The sequence below is a fragment of the Corynebacterium axilliensis genome (assembly GCF_046097495.1).
Lineage (GTDB): Bacteria > Actinomycetota > Actinomycetes > Mycobacteriales > Mycobacteriaceae > Corynebacterium.
Map to the genome: position 1 here is coordinate 232,493 of NZ_CP175768.1, position 23,103 is coordinate 255,595.

The following is a 23,103-nucleotide window of genomic DNA, read 5'->3' on the forward strand; positions in this document are numbered from 1 at the left end:
ACAGGAGTTTGAACACCCTATGACTTACACCATCGCGCAGCCCTGCGTCGACGTGATGGACCGCGGCTGCGTTGAAGAGTGCCCGGTCGACTGCATTTACGAGGGCAAGCGCATGCTCTACATCCATCCCGACGAGTGCGTAGACTGCGGCGCCTGCGAGCCGGCATGCCCGGTCGAGGCCATCTTCTACGAGGACGACGTCCCGGATGAGTGGCTGGACTACAACGACGCTAACGCCGCCTTCTTTGATGACCTGGGCTCCCCGGGCGGAGCTGCGGCCCTCGGCCCGCAGGACTTCGACGTCGCAATGATTGCGGCGCTGCCGCCGCAGAACCAGGAGTAGGGCATGGCACGCACGCCGCTGGGAAGCATCCTTCCTGACTTCCCGTGGAACTCGCTCGCCGGGGCCAAGAAGAAGGCCCAGGCACACCCGGACGGCATCGTGGACCTGTCGGTGGGCAACCCCGTGGATCCGGTAGCGCCCGGCGTGCAGCTCGCGCTTTCTTCTGCCGCGGAGGCCCCCGGCTACCCGCAGACCCAGGGCACCCCGGAGTTGCGGGAGGCTATCGCGAAGGCCCTGCGCCGCCGCTATTCCATGAACGTCGACGCGGTCCTGCCGGTCGTCGGCACCAAGGAGGCCATTGCGTGGCTGCCCACCTTGCTGGGCATGCGCGGTCAGACCGTGGCGTTTCCCTCGGTGGCGTATCCGACCTATGAGGTCGGCGCGCTGCTGGCAGGCGCCAAGCCCCTGCGCGCGGATGAAGACTTCGAGGACGCCTCGCTGGTTTTCATCAACTCGCCGTCGAATCCGACGGGCGAGGTGCTAGGCGTCGAGAAGCTGCGCAGCATCGTGGCTTGGGCGCGCGAGCATGGAGCCATCGTGGCCTCCGACGAGTGCTACATGAGCCTGGGCTGGGACGACGAGAACCCGCCGGTGTCCATCCTGGACCCGCGCGTTACCGACGGCGACAATACCGGGCTCATCGCCATGCACTCGCTGTCCAAGTCGGCGAACATGGCTTCCTACCGCGCCGGTTTCTTCGCCGGCGATAGCGAGCTCATCGCGGAGCTGTTGGAGCTGCGCAAGCACGCCGGGCTCATCGTCCCCGGGCCGATTCAGGCGGCCATGGTGGCGGCGCTGGAGGACGATGCCTCGGAGGCACTCCAGCGCCAGCGCTACGCCGCGCGCCGCGTCCAGCTCATGCGCGCGCTCACGGACAACGGTTTTCGCATCGAGCACTCTGCGGCCGGGCTCTACCTGTGGTGCACGCGCGGGGAGAACTGCCGCGAGACCGTCGACTGGCTGGCGGAGCGAGGCATCCTCGTCGCGCCTGGAGATTTTTACGGCCCCGCCGGCGAGAAATACGTGCGTATAGGCCTCAACGGCTCCGACGAGCGCGTGGCCGCGGCCGCCCAGCGCCTAGCTCAGTAGTGGCGTTTCGCCCGCCGGCGCGCGACGGGATCAGCCCGCGCAAGGTGATGCTGAACGGCATCGTGCCTGCTTCTCCCACCTACGTGGCGGGAGAGGCGGGCGATTCCGCGTTTTCGCCCGGCACTGTCCTCGAGCCCGGAACCGAGCTGCCCGGCCCGACTCTGGCCTGGTATCACCCGGACGTGCCCGCAGAAGAGCCCATTCCCTTCGACTACTCGGTGCTCTACGCCGACTCAGACCTCATCGTTGCGGATAAACCGCACTTCCTCCCCACGACGTCCAATGGTCGTCTCGTCCGCGAGACTCTGCAGACGCGGCTGCGCGTGGACTTTGGCGAGGAAGACATCGTGCCTTTACACCGCCTGGACCGGCTGACCGCGGGGCTGGTGCTGTGCTCCCGCAACCCGCATACGCGCGGTGCCTACCAGCGGCTTTTTCAGGACCGTGCGGTGGCCAAGCACTACCAGGCCCGGCTCACTGCACCCTTGTTCTACGACGGAACCGTCCGCGTCGGCATGCGGCGTTAGCGCGGTGAGCGCCAGATTCTGGTGGATCCTGCGGGCACTCCCACGGTGACTCGGCTGCACGCCCAGGGCATGCTTGCCGACGTCTACCCCCTCACCGGCCACACCCACCAAATCCGCGTGGTGCTCAACTTTCTGGGCCACCCGATTGTGGGCGATGATACCTACCCCGTCGACCGTGGCCTGGACCTCTACGACTTTTCCTCTCCGCTGCAGCTGGACCACACGGAGCTGTCATTTAGGGACCCCTTCACCGGGCGCTCCCGCCGATTTTCCCGCTAGAATCCGGCGCGCGTTTTCTTATCGCGCAGGGGGAGCGACTAGAATCAATCGGAGTTTTATTCATTTCGTGTTAGTTAGAAGGGCTCGTTCATGGCGGATTTGAGCTTCGCTCGCTTTGTCTCGAACCTTGGCCAGTTTATCAAGTTTGGCCTGGTTGGCGGTTCGGGTGCGCTGGTCAACATCGCAACCTCAATCGTGGCCGCGAAGTGCGCCCTCAACTGGTGGGGCGCTACGCCGCACGACGCCATGTTCAACCTCTTCGGCACCCAATTCCACGTCCGGTGGTTCATGCTGCTGTCCACCATTGCCTTCCTCGTGGCAAACACGTGGAACTACCAGCTCAACCGCATGTGGACGTTCAAGTCGGTGACGAAGGTGTCGTGGCTGCGCGGTTTCTTCCCCTTCCTCATCACCGGTTTCGGCGCCTACCTGGTCACTCTTGCTGTGCAGTACCTGCTCATGAACCCGACCTCGCCGCTGCAGCTGCCGCCCCACATCTTCGATGACTCGACCGGCTTCCGCACCATGTACTACTGGGCCAACGCCATCTCCATCGTGGTGGCTACGCCCATCAACTTTGTGCTCAACAAGCTGTGGACCTTCCGCTCGAAGCCTTCGAAGCCGGTCGTGGTGCACGAGACCGAGCCGGCTTAATATCGGCCCTTCGCCCCGCCTCGCCCCGCCTCGCCCCGCACCCGTCGCGCTCCCGCCCCGCACCCTTCGCGCTCACCAGCGTAAGGCTGCGGGGCCTTTTTATCGCGGCGGTGAGCGGGAGGGGAGGCTTGGGCAAGCTCCGGCCCCTTCGCGCTCACGGTGGGGTGAATCGTGGCGTCGGGTGGTCGCAGGGGTGAGCGCGAAGGACAGCCGGCACCCTTGCCGCTCACGGGGGGGATGTTTGGGCGCCGGGTGGTCGCGGCGGTGAGCGCGAAGGGCAGCGGGCACCCTTGCCGCTCACGGGGGCCGTAAAACGGTCGCTCCCGCCGTCCGCGGTGAGCGCGAAGGGCGGGAGGAGGGATGAGAAAGGCTAGTCTTCGAGCTCTGCGTCGAGGCGAGCCTGGTCGCGGCGGTGCTGGTGGCGTCGGATGAATGGGGTGAGGATAAGCACCGCGATGGCGCCGACGGCGGTTCCGGCTAGGTACGCGGCTGGGTTGTGGCCGTCGGCAGGCGCGTAGGCGTGGTAGGCGATGCCAGCAAACATGACGAACATCGGGATGAGGTAGATGGCCATCATGGTCCAATTGCGGCCGACGAGCGGGGTGGCGACGCGCTGGCGCAGCCATACCGTGCCGATGACGTTTCCGACGATGGAGGGGAGCAGAGCGAGGAAGCTCAGCAGGCTGAGTTGACCGGGGAGGGCCCAGGCGAGAATGGCGGCGATGACCAGCTCCGCGAACTGTACCGGGGGCGCGGCAATGGCGCAGGCCTTGTAGAAGGTCTCGCGCTCGTATTCGTCGCGGGAAACGCGCTCGATTTCGTTGAGGGAGTAGTTGGCAATGGCGTTAATCATGTTGTTCAGCTCCAAAAATTTCTTCGACGGACTTTCCTAGTTCGCGGCAAATGTCCAGCGCGAGGTGCACGGACGGCGAATAGTTGCCGCGTTCAATGTTTGCGATTGTTTGGCGGGAGACGCCGGCCCGCTCGGCGAGTTCGGCCTGTGATAGTTCGAGCCAACGGCGCCATTTGCGGACCATGTTGGGATGTTCGGGCACCTGTCCTCCTTTACGGCCTGTCGTGCCTACATGACTAAGTGTAAAGGATAGTTGTCACTATGGCAAGAGTTAAAGGCATACGTGCCACGTCCAATAGGGCTGTGTCACCGATGCGGGCAGCCTGGGCTTGCGCCCTTTGAGCAGCTCGAGCATGGTTTTGATGAGCAGGAGGGCGTCGTCGAGGTGGTAGCGGATGTCGTCGGCTGTAAAGCGCAGAACCGAGTAGCCGTGCGCGACCGCCGCGTTCTGCTTTGTGCGGTCTGCCTGGAAGCTCCGACTGTGCTTGTGGTGCTCCCAGCCATCAATTTCCACGACGAGCCGGCCAATTTTGATGTCGAAGTGGTAGCCCGCGATGAGCGCATTATGTTCCGGAAAAATGCCGTCGCTACGCAGACTCCGGCTGAGGGTGCGCTCCGGCGGGCTGTCTGTGCCAATCGGCGTCTTGCGGAGTGCCTCCTTCAGCAGCCTTGGTATCCTGCGCATTCGCCGCTGGTCGGCGTCGAGGCGGCCCGGGCCCCGCTTGCCGCGATAGTGCTCTTCCAGCAACTGCCCGCAAGCGGTAGCAATCCGTCGCGCGGCCCACAACACCTGCACAACGGGTAAGCCGTTGACCGTGGACGTGGCCGCGAGCCGGGAATGCGTCACGCGGAAATTCTTGCCCTCGAGCGTGCGCGGCCCCTCAGCCTCCAACGGGAAAGTCAGCTGCCGGCCAAGATGAATTTCCTGCGCAGTCTTGCCCGTGAAATGAATGCGCCTGAGCCCGTGCGCCAGTGCCCGAGCGACCGCCAGCGGCGAAGCGTCATCGCTATATATCCCGCGGTGCACACGATGAAGTGTGCCCTCGCGCAGCTTCCGCCTAATCGCTTCCTTGCTCAGCCCCATCTCGCGCAGCTCTGCAGTGGTCCATGCCTTCATAAGGATTCAACGTATGCACTGCTTGGCGACGCGTCGATGGCCTAATCCTCGCCTGTGGATAACTTGGCATTAAGGGCCGGTTTTCGGGGCTTTATGTTGTCGTGTCCGCGATTTGTGCGGTTGTCCGCGCGCCTCTCTTCGCGCCCCGCGACCCCCGCTCCGCACCCTTTGCGCTCACGGGGGCGGGGCGGAATGGCTGTGGAGCGCTTGCGGTGAGCGCGAAGGGGGGGGCGGAGGGGAAGGCGACGAAGCGAGGGGGCGGAGGGACTGCGATCGTGGCGCTGATGGGCTTTGCGCCCTTTGCGCTCATCGAGGGCTGCTTTCCGACGCCATGCCAGTCGCCGGTGAGCGCGAAGGGCGAAGGGGCGGAGAGGAAGGCGAGGGAAGAGGCGCGGAGGGGCGAGGGGCGAGGCGTGAAGGGCGCGGGCGAAGGGCGGGGAGGAGTGGAGCGGGTCGGGGTGCAGCGGGGTGGAGCGGGACGGAGCTAGGCGCTCGGCAGCGGCAGGCGCGCCGTGGGGGCGATGCCGCGCAGCTTGGCGTTGATGACCCCGGCGACGGCTAGCACGACGAACATGGCGGCGGCGGAGTAGAGCTGGAGGCGGGCGGAGGCGTCGGTAAGCATGAGCACCGCGATGGCCGCAAACAGTGCCAGGGCGAACCACGTGAGGTAGGGGAAGGCCCACATGCGCACCGGCAGCGGGTGGATGGCCTCCAGCTGGCGGCGCAGGCGCAACTGGCTTACGGCGATGAAGACCCACACGATGAGCAGGGACGCGCCGGCGGCGTTGAGCATGAAGGACAACAGCCAGCCGGTGTCGGCGTAGTTGAGCACGACCATAACCACGGACAAGGCGACGGACAGGGCGATAGCGGGGGTGGGCACGCCGCGGCTGTCGGTGGCAGCAAAGAGCTTCGGTGCCTCGCCGCGGGAGGCCAGCGAGTGCATCATGCGGGAGGAGGCGTAGATCTGCGCGTTGAAGGCAGACAGGAGTGCCAGCACGATGACGACCTCCATGATGGCGGCAGCGCCCGGGATGCCGGCGCGCTCGAGCACCATGGTGAAAGGCGACTCGGCGGCGGACTGCGCGGAGCCGAGCGACGAGTAGGGCAAGAGGAACGTGATGACGAGCACGGAGCCCAGGTAGAACACCGAAATGCGCGTAATCGTGGTGCGCACGGCATTGACCAGGGACTTTTCCGGATCCTCGGATTCGGCAGCGGCGATGGCCACGACCTCGATGCCGCCGAAGGCGAAGGCCACGGCGAGCAAGCCGGCCGCCACGCCGCCGAAGCCGTTGGGCATGAAGCCATCCTCGAGGAAGACCGAGGTGCCGATGAAGGAATGGCCGGGCAGGAGACCGAAAATGAGCAGCGCGCCGATGATGAGGAAGGCGACGATGACCGCGACCTTGATGAAGGCGAACCAGTACTCGAACTCGCCGAACATGCGCACGCGCAGCAAGTTGATGGCGCCGAAGAGGGCGACGCAGACGGCGGCGGGGATCCAGGGCGGGCAGTCAAACCAGGCGCCGATGAAGCCGGCGGCACCGGTGATTTCTGCGCCGAGGACCGCGACGGTGGCCAGCCAATAAATCCAGCCCTGGGTGAAACCTGCCCAGCGGCCGATGCCGTGCTCCGCGTACTCGGAAAAAGAGCCGGAGGCGGGGATGACCGTGCCCATTTCGCCGAGCATCTGCATGACGAGGATGGCCAGGAAGCCCGCGATGACGTAGGCCAGCAGCACGGCGGGGCCGGCGGCGGAGATGCCCACGCCGGTACCGAGGAACAAGCCCGCGCCAATGGTGGAGCCCAGCCCCATCATGGTGAGGTGGCGGACCTTGAGGCCGCTACTGAGCGAGCGAGTCGAGGAATCGTTTTGAGCAGTCACCTTTAGCATTCTAGGCAGCGGCGGGCCCGGGTACACACAAAGGCCCCCGCGGGCGGATACCCACGGAGGCCTCAGGAGCGCTAGTTCTTAGTTCTTGTGCAGGTCCTCGTTGAGAGCCACAGCATCGGACTTCCAGTCCACGGCCTCTACGGCGCCGGAGACTGAGTTGCGGCGCAGCAGCACGCCGGAGACGCCGGAGAGCTGGGAGCCCTTGATAGTGTCGCCCTCGGCAACCTCGAGCGCCTGGGCAATCTTGCCGTGGACGGCGATCTTGGTGCCGGCGGTGACGTAGAGGCCGGCTTCGACCACGGCGTCGTCGCCAAGCGAAATGCCAATGCCGGAGTTGGCGCCGAGCAGGCAGCGCTCACCGATGGAGATGACCTCCTTGCCACCGCCGGACAAGGTGCCCATGATGGACGCGCCGCCGCCGATATCGGAGCCGTCGCCCACGACGACGCCCGCGGAGATACGGCCTTCGACCATGGAGGCGCCGAGGGTGCCGGCGTTGAAGTTGACGAAGCCTTCGTGCATGACGGTGGTGCCCTCTGCCAGGTGGGCGCCCAGGCGCACGCGGTCGGCATCACCGATGCGCACGCCGGACGGAACCACGTAGTCCACCATGCGCGGGAACTTGTCCACGGAGTAGACCACAACCGGGCCGCGGGAGGCGAGACGGCCGCGCACCATCTGGAAGTCGGAGACGGCGCACGGGCCGTAATTGGTCCACACCACGTTGGCCAGCTTGCCAAAGATGCCGTCCACGTTCAGGCCATGCGGCTTGACCGCGCGGTGGGAGAGGAGGTGGAGGCGCAGGTAGGCGTCGTAAGTATCGGCCGGGGCCTCGTCGAGGTCCTTGATGGAAGTCTCCACCGCGATGCGGGCCACCCCGCGCTCATCGTCCGGGCCGACTAGTGCGGCGAACTGCTGCGGGGTCTCCTCCAGGCGCTCGGTGCCACTGGTTTCTACTGGGGTATCGGTGTGAACAGCGGGAAACCACACGTCCAAGACGGTGCCGTCGTGGGTAATGGTTGCCAGGCCGCGTGCGGATGCAGAAGTCATAGGGACACACCCTAGCAGCTACTGGGAGTCCGCGCGCTGTCGCGTACCTGGTAGCACGAAGAAGGCCACGATAAGGCCTACCGTGAGAATGAGCACAGCGATGACCTGGTTGCGGGCAGAAGGATCGAAGAGCATGAGCACCGTCAGGCCCACCAGGGCGAGCGCGCACAGCCACGGCAGCCACGGGTATCCGAACATCCGCAGGCTGGTGAGCTCGCCGTTGGCCTTGAGCTGCGGGTGCAGCTTGAGGTAGGAAGCCACGATGAAGAACCAGATGACCAGCAGGCAGCCGCCCACCGCGTTGAAGAGGAAGGCCAGTAGTCCCGGCGGGTTCCAGTACTGCAGGATCACGGACGCGAAGGCGAAGACGATGGACAGCAGCACCGCGAAGACGGGGGAGCCGGAGGTGTTGGTCTTGAGGAAGACGTGGTGCGCGCTGTGGTCCTTGGCCATGTCGAAGACTAGGCGCGAGGTGGCGTAGATCTGCGCGTTAAACGCGGAGAGCAGGGCCAAGGCGATGATGACCTCCATGAATCCCGCGGCGAAGGGGATCTGGGCGGCGGAGAGAACCAGGGTGAAGGGGGAGTCGGCGGCGACGTCGGCGTCCTGGATGGAACTAAACGGCAGCGCCATGGTGATGACCACGATGGAGCCGATGTAGAAGATCATGATGCGCACGATGATGGCGCGCACGGCGGTGGCCACGTTGTGGGCGGGGTCCTCGGATTCGGCGGCGGCGATGGTCACCAGCTCAATGCCGCCGAAGGCGAAGGCCACGGCGAGGAGGCCGGCGGCGAAGCCGGGGCCGCCGTTGGGCAGGAAGTTCTCGGTGAAGTTGGTGGCGGCCTGGGAGAGGTCCATGCCGGGCAGGATGCCCAGCGCCATGAGCGCGCCGACCACCAGGAAGGCCACGATGGTGGCGACCTTGATGATGGCGAACCAGAACTCGAATTCGCCGAAGCCGCCCACGGCGGCGAAGTTAACCACCGCGAAGAAGACCACGGCAATCAGGGCCGGTATCCACGGATCGATGCCGAACCAGCTGGAGATAATGGCGGCGGCGCCGGTGATTTCGGCACCCATGACCATGACCAGCATGAACCAGCAGATCCAGCCCAAGGTGAACCGCGCCCACGGCCCGAAGGCCTGGCCCGCGTAGGTGGAGAAGGCGCCCAGGGAGGGCCGCGCGGCGGCCATTTCTCCCAGCATCCACATCACCAGCGCAATAAGTGCGCCGGCCACGGAGTAGGACAGCAGCACGGAGGTGCCGGAGATTCTGGATTCCGAGGCCGACTCCCAGAAAGAGGCCCGCGCCCACCGCGGAGCCGAGGCCCATCATGGTGAGGTGTCTAGATTTTAATTGTGCGGCCATGGGGAGATCACCTTCGGTAACAAATAAGTATTTAACAGTGGTTTTAAGTAGATAGGTGTACTTTACGCAATGCGGCCTCGCACCGGGGGCGCTAGCATGGCGGGTTGTGACTTTAGATCTTTTTGCCGACCCTATTGAGCTCACCAAGGCGCTCGTGGATATTCCCAGCCCCTCGCACGAGGAGGAGGCGATTGCGGACGCCGTCGACAAGGCCCTGCGTAGCCTGGACCAGGACAAGGTGGAGGTGGAGCGCTTCGGCAACACCGTGTGCGCCCGCACCAACAGGGGGCTGGGGTCCCGCGTGGTGCTCGCCGGCCACATCGACACCGTGCCGCTGGCAGATAACGTGCCGCACTCCATGTCTCAGGATGGGGAGACCATGTACGGCTGCGGCACCGTGGACATGAAGTCCGGCATGGCCGTCTACCTCAACGCCTTCGCGCAGCTCTATGACTCCGCGGAGCTCAAGCACGATCTCACGGTGATTGCCTATGAGGGCGAGGAGGTCGCCACCGAGTTCAACGGCCTGGGTCATCTGCAGGAGCAGCACCCGGAGTGGCTGGAGGGAGATCTCGCCCTGCTGGGGGAGCCCTCCGGCGGAATGATTGAGGCCGGCTGCCAGGGCACGATTCGCCTGCGGGTGACCGCACACGGCACCCGCGCGCATTCGGCCCGCGCCTGGCTGGGCTCCAACGCCGCCCACACCTTGGCGCCGGTGATGCTGAACGTGGCGAACTACCAGCCGCGTGACGTGGAGATTGACGGCTGTACGTACAAGGAGGGGATGAACATCGTCCACCTCGAAGCCGGCGTGGCCACCAACACCCTCCCGGACGAGGCCTGGATGTTCGTCAACTTCCGCTTCGCCCCGGATCGCACGGCGGAGGAGGCCCTGGCGCACATGAAGGAGGTCATCGGCGAGCACGAGAACGTCAGCATCGAGATCGATGACATTGCCAGCGCCGCCAAGCCCGGCCTGGGGCAGCCGGCGGCGCAGGCGCTTGTCGACGCCGTCGGGGGCAACGTCCGCGCCAAGTACGGCTGGACCGACGTCGCCCGCTTCTCTGAGATGGGAACCCCGGCCGTCAACTTCGGCGCCGGCGACCCGGGCTTTGCCCACAAGAAGGACGAGCAGGTCCCCGTCTCCCAGATCACCGAAGTTTCGCACGCTCTCTTGACCTACCTGAAGGGATAAACACCATGACGCCTGAGCAAATCCGCACCCTGCGCGGCCCCCTCCTGGTTCGCACCGCCGGCGAGCAGTCCTCCACCTTTGACCAGCGCCTCCTGCAGTCCGGCGCGGACCACGAGTGGCAGCACGCCGATCCGTGGCGCGTCCTGCGCATCCAGGGCGAGTTCGTCGACGGTTTTGATGCCTTGGCTAAGCTGCCGAAGGCCGTCACCGTCTTTGGCTCCGCGCGCTCGAAGGAGGGTGACCCGAACTACGAGCTGGGCGTGGCCATGGGGCGTCGCCTAGCGGAGGCCCAGTACGCCGTCATCACCGGCGGCGGCCCCGGAATCATGGAGGCCGCCAACCGCGGCGCGCACGAGGCCGGCGGGCTCTCCGTGGGCCTGGGCATCGAGCTGCCGCACGAGCAGGGGCTCAACCCCTACGTGGACTTGGGCCTGAACTTCCGCTACTTCTTTGCGCGCAAGACCATGTTCCTCAAGTACTCCCAGGCCTTCATCTGCCTTCCGGGCGGCATGGGCACCATGGATGAGTTCTTCGAGGTCATGTGCATGGTCCAGACCGGCAAGGTGACCAACTATCCCATCGTGCTCATGGGGCGCGACTACTGGTCCGGCCTGGTGGAGTGGATGAAGAGCACCCTGGCGGAAGGCGGCTTCATCAGCGAAGACGACCTCGATCTCTTCCTCATCACCGACGATCCGGACGAGGCACTGGCCCACATCCTGGCCTCCCACAAGGTCATGTCGGACAAGCGCCTGCGCGAGGAAGCGGCCAAGTGAGCACTGACCGCGGCCTTGCCCAGGTCATGGCGATTGTCAACCGCACGCCGGACTCCTTCTACGACAAGGGGGCAACCTTCGAGCTGGACCCCGCAGTCCAGCGAGGGGAGCAGGCGCTTGCCGACGGCGCCTCGATCATCGACATCGGCGGTGTCAAGGCCGGTCCAGGCGAACACGTGGACGCAGCAGAGGAAATCGATCGCGTCGTCCCGACCATCGCGGAGCTGCACCGCCGCCACCCGGAGGCGCTGATTTCCGTGGACACGTGGCGCGCACCGGTGGCGGAGGCGGCCATTGCTGCCGGCGCCGGCCTGGTCAACGACACGTGGGCCGGCTGGGACCCGGAGCTCATCGAGGTCGCCGGCGACAAACAGGTGGGCTACGTGTGCTCGCATACCGGCGGGGTAGTCCCGCGCACCCGCCCGCACCGCGTGCACTTCGACGACGTGGTGGCGGACGTCATCGCGGAGACCACGCGGCTAGCGGAGCGCGCGGCCGGGCTCGGGTGCCCGGAAGAGCTGACCTTCATCGACCCCACCCACGACTTTGGCAAGAACACCTTCCACGGCCTGGAGCTGCTGCGGCGCGTCGACGAGCTCGTAGCCACCGGTTGGCCGGTGCTCATGGCGCTATCGAACAAGGACTTCGTGGGTGAGACGGTAGATAGGGACGTCGCCCAGCGCGTGCCCGGCACCCTGGCCGCCACTGCCTGGTCGGCCGCGCGCGGCGTGGCCGCCTTCCGCGTGCACGAGGTGGGGCCGACCCTCGACGTCATCCGCATGACCGCCGCCATCCAGGGCGAGATGGTTCCGCTGGCGACCACCCGCGGGCTGGCATGAGCGTTTCCGTCATTATCCCGGCACTGAATGAGGAAGCCACCGTCGCGCACGTGGTGCGCGCTTGCCTGGCGGACGGGCCCGATGAGGTGTTGGTGATCGATGCCGACTCGGAGGATGCTACCGCCGCCGAGGCCGCTGCCGCCGGCGCCACCGTGCGCAACTGGCGCGACATCCTGGAAGAGACTCCGCGCCCGGGCAAGGGCGAGTCACTCTGGCGTGGGGTCGCCGCCGCCACGAGCGACATCGTGGTCTTCGTGGACGCCGACCTCGAATCCGCCGCCCCGGGGATGGTTACCGCGCTTACGGAGCCCTTCGTGGATCCGCACGTGCAGCTGGTCAAGGCGCGCTACCGGCGCAGCTTCCAGGGTCGGCCCACCGGCGGCGGGCGCGTCACGGAGCTCACGGCCAAGCCGCTGCTGCGGCAGTTCTACCCGGAGCTCGGCCACATTGACCAGCCGCTGGGCGGGGAGTACGCGCTGCGGCGCGACACCGCGCGGCAGCTGCCCTTCGTCGACGGTTACGGGGTGGAGGCGGGGCTGCTCATAGACGTCGCCCAGCGCCACGGCGCACACGCCATCGCCGAGGTGGACCTGGGCACGCGTACCCACCGCAACCGCCCGCTGGTCGAACTTGCGCCGATGGCGGAGGTAGTGGCCGGCACCATCCTGTCGCGCGCCGGGGTGATTGGACCGGTGGCGCAGCGCCCGCCGCTGATGGGTAGGATTTAGCGCATGATGTCCTGGATTTTGCTCATCGTGGTCCTGCTCGCCCTCATTGTCATCGGCACGTGGGTCTCTGCGGTGATCTTTGGCCGTGGCACCGTGATGGAGACGCCGGACGCGGCCACCGACGTTACGGAAGGCAACCTCCGCGCGCTCTATTCTGGTTCCTTCGACGATCTGCGTTTTGACGTCGCCCCGCGCGGATACCGCCAGGATCAGGTAGACGAGCTGCTCGCAGCGGTGGAGACCCTCCTCAAGTCGCACCCGGAGTTGCTCACGGAGCAGACGCCGCAGCGAAGCGTGCCGGTTGGCGGCGAAAAGACGGTAGACTGGGCGGAAGAACAAAAATAGTCGAAGGAGACTCACTATGGCAGCGATGAAGCCCCGTACTACCGGTGGAGAGATGGAAGCAGTTGAGGAGTCCCGCAAAATTGTGATGCGCATCCCTTCCGACGGGGGTGGGCGCATCGTCATCGAGCTGAGCAAAGAGGAAGCAGCGCAGCTCGGTTCCCTCCTCGTGGAGGTTTCTAGCTAGTCTAGGTACATGCTTTCTCATATCGTCGACATTCTGGCCGATCCCGCCGATGGCAGCGCGCTGACAGGCGCCGATGACTTTGCTCGCCTCGTGTCGGAGACCGGCCACTCTTATGACGTGGCCAAGCAGGGCTACGTCACCCTTGCCGCCGGCGCCGGCCTCAAGCACCAGGGCGATGACGCCGCCATGGTGACCGCGCGCGAGACCTACCTGTCCATGGGGCATTTTGCGCCCTTCGTGGAGGCGGTGACTGGGGCGGTGCAGGATTCACTCGACGCAGCGCATCTCGACGATTCCGTGGCCCCCGCCCTCCTCGAGGTCGGCGCGGGCACGGGCTACTACCTGGCCCACACACTCGATTCGATTGCGGGCGCGCGCGGCGTGGGCCTCGATATTTCCACCCACGCGGCCAAGCACCTGGCTAAGTGCCACTCGCGCGTGGGCGCAGTGGTGGCGGACGTGTGGGAACGTCTGCCCATCCGGGATACATCGGTGCACGCGATTTCCGTGGTGTTCGCGCCGCGCAACCCGGCGGAATTCCAGCGCATCCTCGCCCCCGGTGGGGAAGTGATTGTGCTAACGCCACAGGCAGGCCACCTGGATGAGCTGCGCGAGCCGCTGGGAATCTTGGGCGTCGAGGCCGGCAAGGTTGACCGCATGTATGCCCAGGCGGAGGGGTACCTGGAGCAGGCGGCCGACCCGGTGGATATTTCCTTCCCCATCGAGCTGGACAAGCAGTCTATCGCCGCCCAGGTGGGGATGAGCCCGTCCGCGCGCCACATCAGCGCCGCGGAACTGGAGGAGCGCATGGCGGCCCTGCCGCAGACGCTGACCGTCACGGCCCGCGCCCGCCTGGACCGCCTGCGCGCGGTCTAGAATCGAGCGCCGGATCTAGCGGCGCGAGCCGGAGCGAGTCCAGGACTGCTCAATGACCGCCTCACCGGTGGCCTCCACCTCGATGGCGGAGCAGCCGCCGTCGAAGTAGACGCGGGAGCTCATGGCCACGAGTCCGCCGTCGACGAATACCTCCACCGTGGCGCCGTCCTGGATGATGGTGAGGGTGTCCGAGTCGCCTTCGGCGAGCTCGGCGACCGCCGGAGCCGAATCCTTGAAGTAGTGGTCGAAGGCCTTCGACATGGAGCGGTCCAGGCTGATCTGAGAACCCGAGTGGCAGATAACTGTGGCGGGATCGCCGGCGCCATCGCGCAAAGTTACGGTGACGCCGGAGCCCTCCGGCACCTCCAGCACGCCGGTCCACGATTGGGCGCGGTCCGATAGTTTCACTGCATCCGGCAGGCCGATGGCCGGAGTCTGATACAGCACGCCGCCCTGCAGCGTGACGGAGCGCGGCAGCGACAGGCTGTTGGCCCAGCCCTCTGCCTCCCACGTGGGGTGCTTCGTGGCGTCGTCGCCGCGGCCGTTGCCGTTGAGCAGGCCCAGGATGACGGCACGGTCGTAGCGGTGCTCCTGGTCAATGGTGCCCGTGGTGGTGTTGGTGTTGCGCGGCCGGGAAAAGTCGTGGCCAAAGTCCACGAGCTGGAAGCCAGTGGACACGGTGAACTCGGTGCCGTCGAGGCGGCCGACGATGTAGCCCGAGACGTCGCGCCCGGCGCGCTCGAGGGTGACAAAGAGGACATCGTAAATCTCGCCGTCAACCTCATCGCGCAGGCGCACCAAGCGCGGGGAGACCACCGGCGGGATGGCGGAGGTGGCCGGCACCTCACCCTCGTCGAAGCCCGGATTGCCCCTAAATGTCAGGGGGCCGAGGAGGTTCCAGGAAGAGCCGTTGGGGCTGTCCAAAATTACCGGAACCGGGGCGTCGGAGTGGCCGGTCAGTGCCAGCATGATCCAGCCCTCGTGGCCCTCCTCGCGGTCGCCCTCGGCCCAATCCGGTACCACCGACGGCGAGCGGAAGCGGTCGAAGCTGGTGCGGGCGCCGACGGCCTCACCGAAGCGGACGACGTTGGGATCGAGCGCAGAGTCATCGTCGGAGACCTCGCACTCGTCGCGGAAGTCGGTGTAGCGAGCCAGGCGCACCGAGGTTCCCACCGAGGTCACCGAGGTGAAGTACAGGTGGAGGGCGTCGGGGCCCTCAGCCACCGAACCGGCGCGCAGGGACAGCTCGCCGCCGACGGGGGCAAGGACATCATCGCAGTCGAGCCACGCGTACGGGGTTTCCGCGGAATAGGTGTGGCCCCAGCGCGCAGGCTGGCCGGCGTTCGGGCGGTACTGGTGGAACAGGTGCCACGTATCGCCATCGCGCACGATGCCCGCGGGGGCATCGAGGATTCCGGAATCTGGTACGAAGTGAAGTTCTGGGCGGTGTTGAGTCACGGCAGTCCTTCCTACATCAACGAGCGGTAAATGTCCACGGTCTGCTGCGCGATGGTGGCCCAGGAGAAGTCCTGGATGGCGCGCTCACGACCGGCAGCGCCGAAGCGCTGAGCTAGGCTTTTGTCCGCTGCGACGCGGTTGACGGCGGCCGCGATATCCTTTTCAAAGCTCGCCTCATCCGCGGCGTCATAAGGGACCAAAAGACCAGTCTCGCCGTCGACGACGACCTCCGGGATGCCGCCCACGTTGGAGGCCACCACGGCCGTGCCGCACGCCATGGCTTCCAGGTTGACGATGCCGAGGGGCTCGTAGATGGAGGGGCAGACAAACACGTCGGCACCGGAGTACACCTGCTTGATCTCCTCCCGGGAGAGCATGTCCTTGACCCAAAAGACGCCCTCGCGCTGCGCACGGAGCTTATCGACGAGTTCCTCCGTCTCAGCCGCGATCTCCGGCGTATCGGGCGCGCCGGCGCACAGCACAAGCTGGACATCCTCGTCGAAATCCTGCGCCGCCTTGAGGAGGTGCTTAACGCCCTTCTGGCGGGTGATGCGCCCGACGAACGCGGCGACGGGGCGCTGCCGGTCCACGCCCAGGCGGTCCAACACCGCGGACTCACCCGGCTGCCAGGTCTTGGTGTCAATGCCGTTGAGCACCACGTGGACCTTGTCGGCTTCAATGCGCGGGTAGGCCTCCAGGATGGACTCCTTCATGCCGGCGGAGACCGCGATGACCGCGTCGGCGTACTCCATGGCGTTCTTCTCCGACCAAGAGGAGATGTCGTATCCTCCGCCGAGCTGCTCGCGCTTCCACGGGCGGTGTGGCTCGAGGGAGTGGGCGGTGACTACGTGCGGGATGCCGTAGAGGCGCCCGGCCAAGTGACCGCCGAGGCCGGTGTACCAGGTGTGGGAGTGGGCGACGTCAATATCGGAGGCCGCGTTGGCCATCCGCAGTCCGGTGGAAAGCGTCTTGATGGCCCCGTTGGCCTCCGCCAGCTCCGGATCGACGCCGTGGACGAAGACGTCCTGTTCTTCGCGCGGGGACCCCATGCAGTGAACGGATACGTCAATAATCTCGCGCATGAAGCGGGTCAGCTCCGCCACGTGCACGCCCGCCCCGCCGTAGATTTCCGGCGGGTACTCCTTTGAAAAAATTCCGGCTCTCATACCTGCCCAGAATACGGATCTTCGCCCCCGCGTGCAGGAGTCACGGAGAAGGATTCGCAGTGGGATCCACGGGGCGGCCACAGATCCGTGCGGTCCCTCTCGTCATCCCCCCGGAAGTGGGGCGGACGTGGAGGTAGTGGGGGTAAAAGCGTGCATATTTCTCCTGCGAAATGTGGAAAATGTCTATAGGTTGGAAGGCGTGAGAAGCCTTCCAAATGTCCTTGCCATTGTCCTCGCCGGCGGTGAGGGAAAGCGCCTGTTCCCGCTAACGGAGGACCGCGCCAAACCCGCCGTCCCGTTTGGCGGTTCCTACCGCCTGATTGACTTCGTGTTGTCCAACCTCGTCAATGCCGGGTTCCTCAAGATTGCAGTCTTGACTCAGTACAAGTCGCACTCCCTGGACCGCCATATTTCCCAGGCCTGGAACCTGTCGGGGCCCACGCCGCAGTACATCGCTTCCGTGCCCGCCCAGCAGCGCCGCGGCAAGCGCTGGTACAACGGCTCCGCGGATGCGATTGTGCAGTCCCTGAACCTTATCTACGACGAGCGCCCTGATTACGTCATCGTTTTCGGCGCGGACCACGTCTACCGCATGGACCCGGCGCAGATGGTGGAAGAGCACATTGCCACCGGCCTGGAGTGCTCCGTGGCGGGCATTCGTGTTCCGCGCTCGGAGGCCACGGCCTTCGGTTGCATCCAGGCAGATGGCATGGGCACGATTACTGAGTTCGTGGAGAAGCCCGCGGACCCGCCGGCGACGCCGGATGATCCGAACATGTCCTACGCCTCCATGGGCAACTACGTCTTCACTGCGGACGCTCTCATTGAGGCCCTGCTGCAGGATGAGAAGAACGAGGACTCCGCGCACGATATGGGCGGGGACATCATCCCGTACTTTGTGAACCGTGGTCAGGCGCATGTCTACGACTTCATGGCGAACCAGGTTCCGGGCTCCACCGACCGTGACCACGGTTACTGGCGTGACGTGGGCACCATCGACTCGTTCTACGAGGCACACATGGACATGATTTCGGTGCACCCGATCTTCAACCTGTACAACCGCGCGTGGCCCATCCATTCCACGGATGATTCCAACTTCCCGCCGGCGAAGTTCGTGCAGAACGGCATCGCGCAGTCCTCGATGGTGGCGCCGGGCTGCATCGTCTCCGGCGGCACGGTGCGCAACTCCGTGCTGTCCTCGGACGTGCACGTGGCCGACGGCGCGACGGTCGAAGGCTCTGTCATCCTCCCCGGCGTGCGCATCGGCCGCGGCGCGGTGGTGCGCCGTGCCATCATTGATAAGAACGTGGTGGTCAGCGATGGCGCCATCATTGGTGTGGACCGCGAGCGCGATGAGCAGCGCTTCAAGGTCTCCGATGGCGGCGTGGTCGTCGTGGGCAAGAACCAAACGGTCTAGCTCAACGCAGACAGAAAGCGGGGTTGCTGAGCGCAGCCCCGCTTGTGCGTTTGTGCCTACAGCTTCGTGATGAGGGTGAGACCTGCGCCGTAGGGCAGGCGGGTGACGGCTGCGCCGTCGAGGGTGCGGGCCGCCTCGTCGGCCTCGCGGGCGGCGGCGGTGTCGCGGTCGGTGCGGGAGGAGTCGGCCACTGTGCCGTCGAGAAGCGAGTTCGCTACCACCAGCGTGCCGTGCTGGTGCAGCAGTGGCCACGCCGCCTTGATGAGCGCCGGCATATCGAGCGCCGGGACCTCGGCGTAGATGACCTGGTAGGAATCATTGGCCAGGCGGCCCATGATATCGAGCGGGCGCGAGGGCAGGAAGCGTCCGCGGCTGGCGGGGTAGCCGGCGTCCCGGAAGGCCTGCTTGGCGCTTGCCTGGTGCTCTGCCTCCGGGTCGATGCAGGTAAGAATTCCGTTGTCCGGCATGCCGGCCAGCAGGTACAGGCCCACGACGGAGGCCGCCGGGGTGATCGCCACCGCTTGGGGGCGCTCGGTGGTACCGGCGGAGATCGCTGCGAGGGTGCTCAGCAGCTGGCCGGTGGCCTCGTCCGGTACCGGCAATCCGTACTCCTCAGCGTGGGCGCGCGCACCGGCGAGAGCCTCAGAGACCTCGCTGGTGGATTCGATGTAGGTTCGCAGTGCTTCATATGCCGTAGTAGTCACAAACCACGACTTTACTAGACCCGTACAGCGCGGCCGCGGCGTTGCCCACAATCGACGGGAAATACGTGAGAGATGTGGCGCGTGAAGCGCGTGAAAGGGGAGGGATGGATTCACAGGGCGTTCACAGCACCGTGGCTGGAGATCCGGCAGGGACTATAGAATGATGTACTTCATGACCAAGAAGCAGCGTGACGTTGAGACCGCCCTTAACTCCACCTCTGATGAGGAGCTGACGGGCACCGCCGCGTTTGATGCTGGTGAGTCCGCAATGCCGTCGTGGGGCGAGCTCGTGGCCGAGCACGCCGACGGTGTCTACCGCCTGGCCTACCGCCTCTCCGGTAACCAGCACGATGCTGAGGACCTCACCCAAGAAACCTTTATGCGCGTCTTCCGCTCGCTGCACAAGTACCAGGCGGGAACCTTTGAGGGCTGGCTGCACCGCATCACCACGAACCTGTTTCTGGATATGGTGCGCCACCGCTCCAAGATCCGCATGGAGGCGCTGCCGGAGGACTATGAGCGCGTGCCCGGCACGGACATGACCCCGGAGCAGGCCTACTCCGTGGCCAACCTGGACCCAGCACTACAGACCGCCCTGGATAGCCTGGCCCCGGACTTCCGTGTCGCCGTGGTGCTGTGTGACGTGGTGGGTATGAGCTACGACGAAATCGCAGAAACCCTCGGCGTGAAGATGGGTACCGTGCGCTCCCGTATCCACCGCGGCCGTTCTCAGCTGCGCGCTGCCTTGGAAAAGGAAGCGCAGACCAACGCGGACGCCCGCATTCTGCTCCGCACGCGCTAAACTGGCGCGACAGTGCTAGGGCACGCGCTCTTGGAAGCGGAGCTGTGGCGCCCGGCTACAGCGAAAGGCAGGTCAGAATAGTGGAGGTGTAGGACCAGTGGAGTCATCGCACGACAAGGACCGCGCGCAGTCTCTCACTATGCCGGGGATCTTTAACGCCGCCCAAGCCAAGGTGCGCGATAAAGCTAAGGCACGCGCACGACGCGCTGACATCATCGGCCACTTGGGCCCGGAGGCGGTGGTTGCGTTTGTGGACGGGGAGATGCCCGCCAAGTCCGCGCACCGCGTGCGCATCCACCTTGTGCACTGCCCGGAATGCCGTGCCGAAATTCACCAGCAGCGCAACGCGTCCGAATGGGTACGCGAGTGCAGCGTGGAATCCCACGTCAAGGCGCCGGACTCGCTGATGGCCAAGCTGGCCGGCATCGCGCGGGAAGGCGCCGGTCCGGGGCCCGATGCCGCCACGCCAGCGCACCAGCCGCGCCAAGATTTCCTAGACAAGGTGGAGATGGTCGTGCGCGCCATCAAACACAATCAACGCGGCTAACCCGCGCGAGCACGCAATGAACCAAGAGCAGATAAGATAGGTCCGTGTTTTCTTCAATCGGTTGGGTTGAGATCATCGTGGTGGTGCTTCTTGGCCTTGTCATCATTGGCCCGGAGCGCCTGCCCGGCGTGATCATGGACGTGCGCGCCGCTATCTACGCCGCGCGCAAGGCTATCAACAACGCCAAAGCCGAGTTGAACGGGGAACTGGGTGGCTTGGGCTCCGAGTTCGATGATTCTGCGGGTGCCGCTGTCCCAGGCGGCGCAGTGGACGCGGCTGGGCCCGCGCGGGGTGATTACGAAGGCGCTTTTCGACGGCGACGATTCCGCCTGGGACGACTTCAACCCGAAGAAGATGGCAGAGGACATCAAGTCCAGCACCGCGCCGGTCGAGCCGCAGGGCACGCCCGCGGACAAGCAGGGGCAGAACCCTCAACAGTCACCGCAAGCCCGGCAAGCTCAGCAGGCTCAGTCCCCGCAGCGGCCCACCTTTGACTACTCGCAGGTGTACGCCGAGCAGCCGGCGGCCAAACAGGAGCAGCCGGCACAGCCTGAGCCAGTAAAACCAGAAACGCCCCCTCGCGGTGGCACTGGTTCCACCGGCGGGGGCTTTTCGTGGGGAGACGTGACCTAGCGGCTAGCCCTTGCGGGTCACACCCAGGCCCAACTTCTTGCCCACCAGGGAATCGGAGCGCACGGCAATCGTGTCGGCCACGGCGTTGATGGCCTGCGACGCGGGGGAGCTGGGGTTCTTGAGCACGGTCGGGGTGCCTTCATCGCCGGAGGAGCGCACCTCTGGGTCCAGCGGGACGGACGCGAGCAGCGGGACGTCGTGGCCCAACAGGACGCTGAGGCGCTGGGCGACGACCTCACCGCCGCCCGAGCCGAAGACATCCATGGTGGAGCCATCCGGCATGACCATCGCACCCATGTTCTCAATCACGCCGGCGACGCGCTGGCGCGTCTGCTGGGAGATGGAACCGGCGCGCTCGGCCACCTCCGCGGCAGCGGCCTGCGGGGTGGTCACAATGAGCAGCTCGGCGTTGGGGATGAGCTGGGCCACGGACAGGGCGATATCGCCGGTGCCGGGCGGCAGATCGAGCAGCAGCACGTCGAGGTCTCCCCAGAAGACGTCCGCGAGGAATTGCTGCAGCGCGCGGTGGAGCATGGGCCCGCGCCAGACCACCGGGGCGTTGCCCTCCACGAACTGGCCGATGGAAATGTGTTTGATGCCGTGAGAGATTGGGGGAAGCAGCATTTCGTCGTCAAGCACTGTGGGGCCCGCCGTCGAGCCGAGCAGACTGGGGACGGAGTGGCCGTAAATGTCGGCGTCGACAATGCCGACCTTGAGACCCTTTTGCACCAGCGCGGCGGCTAGGTTGACCGTCATCGAGCTCTTGCCCACCCCGCCCTTGCCGGACGCCACGGCGAAGACGCGGGTGGTGGATTCCGGCTTGGCAAAGGGGATTTCCGGCTCCGCCTGCCCGCCGCGCAACTTCTGCTTAAGCTCGCGGCGCTGCTCGTCGCTCATGGGCGTCATGGAGATGGAAATGGCGCCTACCCCGTCGAGCTCCTCCACCGCCGCGCGGGTATTGGACTCAATGGCGCTCTTCATGGGGCAGCCCGCAATGGTGAGGTAGAGCTCGATGTCCACGTCCGCGCCGTTGACGGTCACGGACTTCACCATGCCAAGCTCAGTAATCGGGCGGCCGATTTCGGGGTCGTCCACGCGCTCGAGCGCGGAACGAATGGCAGATTCAGTAATAGCGCTAGTCATAACCCCACCTATTCTAGTCACCACACAGTGCGCGGGCGACACCGTGCCCCAGCGCTGGGCGTGTAGGATCAGCACGACACAATTAACCTCTTCCCGCGGCACCTCAGTAAGGACGACTTTGCTCACTATGCCACCCACCGTCACCTCGCACCGCACAGTCACCCGCGTTGTCGGAGCGGTGGCCTCGGTGGCCGCTGTGGCGTCGGCACTAGCCCTGAGCTCCTGCACCCACGCCACTCCGCAGCCTCCGCTGGACCCAGCAGCGACGGCTCCCATCACCATCATGATTGACCCGGATTCCTACGAGCAGCGGGTGTTGGCAGAGATCTACCGCCAGACGTTGATGGACTTCGGACGCAACGCCACCGTGGCCCAGGAACCCATGTTGGTGCAGCACGATGACCACCACGATGGGGTCAGCCGCAACGGAAACTTCTTCATCGGCTGCACCGGCGTCTTCCTTAATGCCTTCAATCCCACCGAGGCCCGCGCGGTGTCCAAGGACTACGCCGCCGCTCAGAAGGAAAAGACGGGTAGTGAGGACTTCTTGGCGCGCACTCATATTTCCCTCATGGCCTCGCTTCCGCCGGAGCTGGCTGTGGTGGAGCCTGCTGGGGCAGAGGGGTGCTCCTCCGCCGAGCCGGCGCTGCCGGAAAACTACGTGGTGGTCTACGCCGACGGCCTGTTTGACCGCGAGGAAAAGCTCGAGGTCGCGTCCTTCACCAAGTTCCTCACCGAGCAAGACTTGGAGGAAGTCGTCGAAGAGGTTAAGGAGGCCGATAACTTTGAGACCGCCGTGCGCTCGTGGATGGAGGCCAACCTCATGCAGAATCTCAATGAGGAGGGGGACTCCGATTCTTCTGGTGGATCGGATTTGGTGAACGATACAAGCCAGAAGTAGTCATTTATATCGGGGGAGATGGGCCCGTGTGGGCAAGTAACGGGTGCTCTCCGAAAACCCGCTGAAAGTCCGAGTGAAAGTTATTAGGCTGTGGGCAAGAGCTAAGTACTCACTGAGGCTCGCCTAGAGTGAATTCTTGTGAATACTTTTGGTTCCTTGGTAGTTCATGCGTAAAATTTCTAGCTAACGACCATGTTTTACGCCAAAA

General features: G+C 65.3%; 23 protein-coding genes and 3 pseudogenes. 16 read left to right on the forward strand and 10 right to left on the reverse strand.

The genetic code is table 11. The features are described from left to right. Positions 1-19 precede the first annotated feature (19 nt). The 4 genes and pseudogenes from fdxA to ACKFR8_RS01220 all read left to right on the forward strand — a co-directional run bounded on the left by fdxA (position 20) and on the right by ACKFR8_RS01220 (position 2,892). Positions 20-343, forward strand: a complete 324-nt coding sequence (gene fdxA / locus ACKFR8_RS01205) for a ferredoxin (RefSeq protein ID WP_296133774.1) — start codon at positions 20-22, stop codon at positions 341-343. A 3-nt stretch (positions 344-346) separates the two neighbouring features. Continuing rightward, positions 347-1,432 (forward strand): succinyldiaminopimelate transaminase, encoded by a 1,086-nt coding sequence (gene dapC, locus ACKFR8_RS01210; RefSeq protein WP_408930365.1) that lies wholly within the window; start codon positions 347-349, stop codon positions 1,430-1,432. Between the two features lie 47 nt (positions 1,433-1,479). Beyond that, positions 1,480-2,238 (forward strand): annotated as a pseudogene (locus tag ACKFR8_RS01215) (pseudouridine synthase). 90 nt (positions 2,239-2,328) lie between these two features. Beyond that, complete coding sequence (locus tag ACKFR8_RS01220; RefSeq protein WP_408930366.1) at positions 2,329-2,892, forward strand: GtrA family protein; 564 nt, start codon at positions 2,329-2,331, stop codon at positions 2,890-2,892. A 370-nt stretch (positions 2,893-3,262) separates the two neighbouring features. Here ACKFR8_RS01220 and ACKFR8_RS01225 read toward each other — a convergent pair whose 3' ends face one another. The 6 genes and pseudogenes from ACKFR8_RS01225 to ACKFR8_RS01250 all read right to left on the reverse strand — a co-directional run bounded on the left by ACKFR8_RS01225 (position 3,263) and on the right by ACKFR8_RS01250 (position 9,181). After that, on the reverse strand, positions 3,263-3,745 hold the full coding sequence (locus ACKFR8_RS01225) for a transcriptional regulator (RefSeq protein ID WP_408930367.1): 483 nt from the start codon (positions 3,743-3,745) through the stop codon (positions 3,263-3,265). Further along, positions 3,738-3,947 carry a helix-turn-helix transcriptional regulator gene (locus ACKFR8_RS01230; RefSeq protein WP_296133783.1) on the reverse strand — a complete coding sequence of 70 codons (210 nt, stop codon included), beginning with the start codon at positions 3,945-3,947 and terminating at the stop codon, positions 3,738-3,740. Before ACKFR8_RS01230 ends, ACKFR8_RS01225 begins: the two co-directional genes overlap by 8 nt. 69 nt (positions 3,948-4,016) lie before the next feature. Next, on the reverse strand, positions 4,017-4,862 hold the full coding sequence (locus ACKFR8_RS01235) for a DUF559 domain-containing protein (RefSeq protein WP_408930368.1): 846 nt from the start codon (positions 4,860-4,862) through the stop codon (positions 4,017-4,019). A gap of 484 nt (positions 4,863-5,346) precedes the next feature. Then, entirely contained in the window at positions 5,347-6,759 is a 1,413-nt protein-coding gene (locus ACKFR8_RS01240; protein ID WP_296133786.1) for an amino acid permease, read from the reverse strand. 78 nt (positions 6,760-6,837) lie between these two features. Beyond that, positions 6,838-7,809, reverse strand: coding sequence for a 2,3,4,5-tetrahydropyridine-2,6-dicarboxylate N-succinyltransferase (gene dapD, locus ACKFR8_RS01245; protein WP_408930369.1), 972 nt, complete (start codon positions 7,807-7,809; stop codon positions 6,838-6,840). Between the two features lie 18 nt (positions 7,810-7,827). Continuing rightward, positions 7,828-9,181: pseudogene (locus ACKFR8_RS01250) on the reverse strand (amino acid permease). Positions 9,182-9,287: 106 nt separating this feature from the next. Here ACKFR8_RS01250 and dapE point away from each other — a divergent pair. Genes dapE through ACKFR8_RS01285 form a run of 7 tightly spaced genes read left to right on the forward strand, consistent with a single transcriptional unit; the run spans position 9,288 to position 14,124 of the window. Then, positions 9,288-10,376 carry a succinyl-diaminopimelate desuccinylase gene (gene dapE / locus ACKFR8_RS01255; RefSeq protein WP_296134948.1) on the forward strand — a complete coding sequence of 363 codons (1,089 nt, stop codon included), beginning with the start codon at positions 9,288-9,290 and terminating at the stop codon, positions 10,374-10,376. A gap of 5 nt (positions 10,377-10,381) precedes the next feature. Further along, complete coding sequence (locus tag ACKFR8_RS01260) at positions 10,382-11,152, forward strand: LOG family protein (RefSeq protein ID WP_296134946.1); 771 nt, start codon at positions 10,382-10,384, stop codon at positions 11,150-11,152. Positions 11,153-11,178: 26 nt separating this feature from the next. After that, positions 11,179-11,991, forward strand: coding sequence for a dihydropteroate synthase (gene folP, locus ACKFR8_RS01265; protein WP_296134955.1), 813 nt, complete (start codon positions 11,179-11,181; stop codon positions 11,989-11,991). Then, entirely contained in the window at positions 11,988-12,719 is a 732-nt protein-coding gene (locus ACKFR8_RS01270) for a glucosyl-3-phosphoglycerate synthase (protein ID WP_296134944.1), read from the forward strand. The genes folP and ACKFR8_RS01270 overlap by 4 nt, the downstream gene beginning before the upstream one ends. Before the next feature lie 3 nt (positions 12,720-12,722). Further along, positions 12,723-13,064 carry a DivIVA domain-containing protein gene (locus tag ACKFR8_RS01275; RefSeq protein WP_296134942.1) on the forward strand — a complete coding sequence of 114 codons (342 nt, stop codon included), beginning with the start codon at positions 12,723-12,725 and terminating at the stop codon, positions 13,062-13,064. 16 nt (positions 13,065-13,080) lie between these two features. Beyond that, positions 13,081-13,248, forward strand: a complete 168-nt coding sequence (locus ACKFR8_RS01280; RefSeq protein ID WP_070537056.1) for a DUF3117 domain-containing protein — start codon at positions 13,081-13,083, stop codon at positions 13,246-13,248. A 9-nt stretch (positions 13,249-13,257) separates the two neighbouring features. Then, positions 13,258-14,124, forward strand: a complete 867-nt coding sequence (locus tag ACKFR8_RS01285; protein WP_296134939.1) for a methyltransferase domain-containing protein — start codon at positions 13,258-13,260, stop codon at positions 14,122-14,124. 15 nt (positions 14,125-14,139) lie between these two features. Here the strand turns inward: ACKFR8_RS01285 and ACKFR8_RS01290 are convergent, their stop codons facing one another. Together ACKFR8_RS01290 and glgA are read right to left on the reverse strand one after the other, a co-directional pair. Continuing rightward, on the reverse strand, positions 14,140-15,582 hold the full coding sequence (locus ACKFR8_RS01290) for a GH32 C-terminal domain-containing protein (RefSeq protein ID WP_408930370.1): 1,443 nt from the start codon (positions 15,580-15,582) through the stop codon (positions 14,140-14,142). Positions 15,583-15,593: 11 nt separating this feature from the next. Next, a complete protein-coding gene (gene glgA, locus ACKFR8_RS01295) occupies positions 15,594-16,748 on the reverse strand; it encodes a glycogen synthase (protein ID WP_408930371.1) in 1,155 nt (384 codons plus the stop codon). A gap of 199 nt (positions 16,749-16,947) precedes the next feature. Here glgA and glgC point away from each other — a divergent pair, with 199 nt between their 5' ends. Next, positions 16,948-18,165: a glucose-1-phosphate adenylyltransferase gene (gene glgC / locus ACKFR8_RS01300; RefSeq protein ID WP_408930372.1), complete on the forward strand. Its 1,218-nt coding sequence runs from the start codon at positions 16,948-16,950 to the stop codon at positions 18,163-18,165. Between the two features lie 56 nt (positions 18,166-18,221). On the opposite strand, the gene ACKFR8_RS01305 is transcribed toward glgC, so the two are convergent. Then, positions 18,222-18,869 (reverse strand): O-methyltransferase, encoded by a 648-nt coding sequence (locus tag ACKFR8_RS01305; protein WP_306507567.1) that lies wholly within the window; start codon positions 18,867-18,869, stop codon positions 18,222-18,224. Positions 18,870-19,041: 172 nt separating this feature from the next. Between ACKFR8_RS01305 and sigE the strand changes: the two genes are divergently transcribed. From sigE to ACKFR8_RS01320, 3 genes and pseudogenes are all read left to right on the forward strand, one after another. Next, positions 19,042-19,671: an RNA polymerase sigma factor SigE gene (sigE, locus tag ACKFR8_RS01310; protein WP_306507568.1), complete on the forward strand. Its 630-nt coding sequence runs from the start codon at positions 19,042-19,044 to the stop codon at positions 19,669-19,671. A gap of 139 nt (positions 19,672-19,810) precedes the next feature. Then, positions 19,811-20,218 (forward strand): anti-sigma factor family protein, encoded by a 408-nt coding sequence (locus ACKFR8_RS01315; RefSeq protein ID WP_306507575.1) that lies wholly within the window; start codon positions 19,811-19,813, stop codon positions 20,216-20,218. Positions 20,219-20,262: 44 nt separating this feature from the next. Beyond that, positions 20,263-20,851: pseudogene (locus ACKFR8_RS01320) on the forward strand (Sec-independent protein translocase TatB). Between the two features lie 3 nt (positions 20,852-20,854). Here ACKFR8_RS01320 and ACKFR8_RS01325 read toward each other — a convergent pair. Further along, a complete protein-coding gene (locus tag ACKFR8_RS01325; protein ID WP_408930373.1) occupies positions 20,855-21,994 on the reverse strand; it encodes an Mrp/NBP35 family ATP-binding protein in 1,140 nt (379 codons plus the stop codon). Between the two features lie 127 nt (positions 21,995-22,121). On the opposite strand from ACKFR8_RS01325, the gene ACKFR8_RS01330 reads away from it, so the two are divergent. Further along, positions 22,122-22,895, forward strand: coding sequence for a hypothetical protein (locus ACKFR8_RS01330; RefSeq protein ID WP_408930374.1), 774 nt, complete (start codon positions 22,122-22,124; stop codon positions 22,893-22,895). The last annotated feature ends 208 nt before the right edge of the window (positions 22,896-23,103 follow it).